The organism is Lysinibacillus parviboronicapiens (genome assembly GCF_003049575.1).
GTDB lineage: Bacteria > Bacillota > Bacilli > Bacillales_A > Planococcaceae > Lysinibacillus > Lysinibacillus parviboronicapiens.
Window position 1 is genome coordinate 1 of sequence record NZ_PYWI01000068.1, and the last position, 2,442, is coordinate 2,442.

The window sequence follows — 2,442 nt, forward strand, 5'->3', positions numbered from 1 at the left end:
GTATATCAATTATTATAATAATGTTCGTATTAAACAAAAACTGGCCGGCATGAGTCCGGTAAATTACCGAAAACATGCCAGCCAATTAGCTGCATAATAAAACTCTAACTTTAAGGGGTCACTACCGGAAAGCGCCCGATTGCTGAATAAAACTAAAAGAACTGTCCTATTTAAAAAAGACAATCCTTTCAGTATTTTACGTTATTTCTTTAATTCAATAACGATATCTTCTAATACAAATTCTTCTTTTCCCTTACCTGACTTCTCTGGTAGTGTGATTACCCTTTCAACTCCATCTTTCGATACTTCTACAGAACTATAATTATCGGAACTGTAATCTCTTAAGGTGATATGAGGAGATACAATGAGTTTCGTTGCATTCTCGTCTAATATTTCAAAAGTTTTACTTAAACTCATATTATAAGAATCTGTACCTTTTCCTCCATTGCCTTTACCTGAGTAGACATTCCCTAAATCATCTTTAATCTCTAATTCAACATTTACCCCATCCCATTTGTTGCTTATATTTTCTGAAACAATTTGGTCATAATAAACAATAAAGGACATTGGGTTGACGGATATTTTTTCTATATTTACTTTTACACCATTTCGTTCTGAACTACTGTCACTTAATTGCATTGTGCTATCAACAGCATTTAGACTAAAATCAAAATTCCAATCTCCTTTTATCTCTGTGTGATTATCGGGGTTCTGAATACTGTCAATATTCCATTTGATGTTAGCAATATCTAATGTTTTATCCTCCAGATTACTAACCGTTAGTATGCCTACATATTTATTTGTATCTATTTTTGTAGTTCTATCTGTTCCTCCCAGTGCATTCATCCCTTCTATTTTTGGTAAAGTAGTTCCTGCGTGCTCACCTAAATCTTGTTCACTTTCTATTGAATAGGTTAATGTTACTGTTTTCCCATCAAAGACAGCATCATTTACGGTTATTTTGATACCGTTACTTTCCTTCGTAAGATTGATTTCGTTCGAGAATTGCTTATAGTTATAATACAATCCTTTTTCTTCATCTTTAACATCATTACTGTCTATTGAGCTTTCAGTTCTTCCATTATCGAAAAATCGAAAAATATCTTCAATCACAGGGATGTTTTTAGCGTAAGCTGGAAATGTTAATCCAAAGGTTGTAGCTGATAAGCCGACTAAAATGGATGCTACCACAACATTCTTTTTCCAACTCTTCATTTTTCTCTTTTTATTAATAGACTTTTTCAGTGTATTCTTTACTTTAGCTTTTTCAAGTTCACTAACTTCCATTTCTTCAAATTCATTTTCGTCTATGTTGATATCGTTTAGTAATTCATAAATGTCCTTCATATTCCATTCTCCTTTAACTTAAGGTTGGTAGCTTTTTGATTCAGTCTCTTTTTTCCTCTATAAATCCGATTATCTACTGAGGATTTGGTCAAACCAAGTTTTAATGAAATTTCCTCAGTATTTAACCCCAAGAAGAACTTCATGATGAAAATATCTCGTTCAATAGGCTCTAAATGATTGATTAACTTGATTAATTCAGTTCTGTCTTCTTGCATAATAAGTTTATCTTCTGCCGATTTTTCTACATTCAAATCTATATCATTGGAGGTGATTTCTACTTTCTTAGTCACCTTTCTGTAATAATCAATAGATTTAAACTTAGCAATTGCGCAAATCCATTTCTTGAAATCATCTGAATCTCCATGAAATTTCCCCGAATTATTCCAGATAGAAAGAAAAATATCATTGATACATTCTTCTATGACACCTTTGTTTTCAAGGGGAGTGAGAATTTTATATGTAATCCCCTTGATTAATGGCAAATATTTATCAACTATAAATTCCAAAGCATCTTCTTCTTGTCGCTTTAATCGCTGTATTAAATTTGTATCATTTGACGTCATTTAGCAATTCCCCTTATTTTTTTGTAAAAGCCTTTACACTCTATACAACGTATTGAAAAAGTTTTTTTCTCACATTTACAATAAAATTCTTTAATTTAATCTATCATAGTACCAAAGTGAGGTCCTTTGAGACTTTTTGTTAATTTATCAAATGAAGATATTCATTGAACCAAGACAATTAAAAAAGTCAACTTCTTAATGTGAAATTGACTTTTATACTAAAAATTCTTGTAGCGTAAAAACACATAGTGTTGGAGATATCTTTCCTAGTAAATAAACTTTTATTTAGTTAAGTTTGATTCAATCTTAAAGAAAATATATTTCTAAAAACTGAGAGACGCTCATTCAAGTATCTGCCCTTTAATAAAAACGAGCGCTGATCCTTATTACAGAATCGCGCCCAATTGTTGAAGATATCTATTAGCTCACCAAACATATAGCTATTCACTTCAGTAAACCCTTAAACTTCAAGGGCTTCTCCTATAACTAAAATGGAAATAAGCGCTGACCCTTGCTAGGATCAACGCATCTC

3 protein-coding genes are annotated in these 2,442 nt (G+C 31.7%); 1 reads left to right on the forward strand and 2 read right to left on the reverse strand.

Annotated features, from left to right (window positions below):
- The first annotated feature begins 4 nt into the window (after window positions 1-4).
- On the forward strand, window positions 5-97 hold the full coding sequence (locus tag C9J35_RS22810) for an IS3 family transposase (protein ID WP_369122296.1): 93 nt from the start codon (window positions 5-7) through the stop codon (window positions 95-97).
- A 104-nt stretch (window positions 98-201) separates the two neighbouring features.
- On the opposite strand, the gene C9J35_RS22815 is transcribed toward C9J35_RS22810, so the two are convergent.
- Window positions 202-1,347 (reverse strand): DUF4179 domain-containing protein, encoded by a 1,146-nt coding sequence (locus C9J35_RS22815; protein ID WP_107927121.1) that lies wholly within the window; start codon window positions 1,345-1,347, stop codon window positions 202-204.
- Window positions 1,344-1,910, reverse strand: a complete 567-nt coding sequence (locus C9J35_RS22820; RefSeq protein ID WP_107927124.1) for a sigma-70 family RNA polymerase sigma factor — start codon at window positions 1,908-1,910, stop codon at window positions 1,344-1,346. The genes C9J35_RS22815 and C9J35_RS22820 overlap by 4 nt, the downstream gene beginning before the upstream one ends.
- Window positions 1,911-2,442: the final 532 nt, after the last annotated feature.

What these genes read in the sequence shown, in the direction of transcription:
- C9J35_RS22815 (WP_107927121.1), bottom strand. Translation starts at nt 1,347, where the DNA reads ATGAAGGACATTTATGAATTACTAAACGATATCAACATAGACGAAAAT.
- C9J35_RS22820 (WP_107927124.1), bottom strand. Translation starts at nt 1,910, where the DNA reads ATGACGTCAAATGATACAAATTTAATACAGCGATTAAAGCGACAAGAA.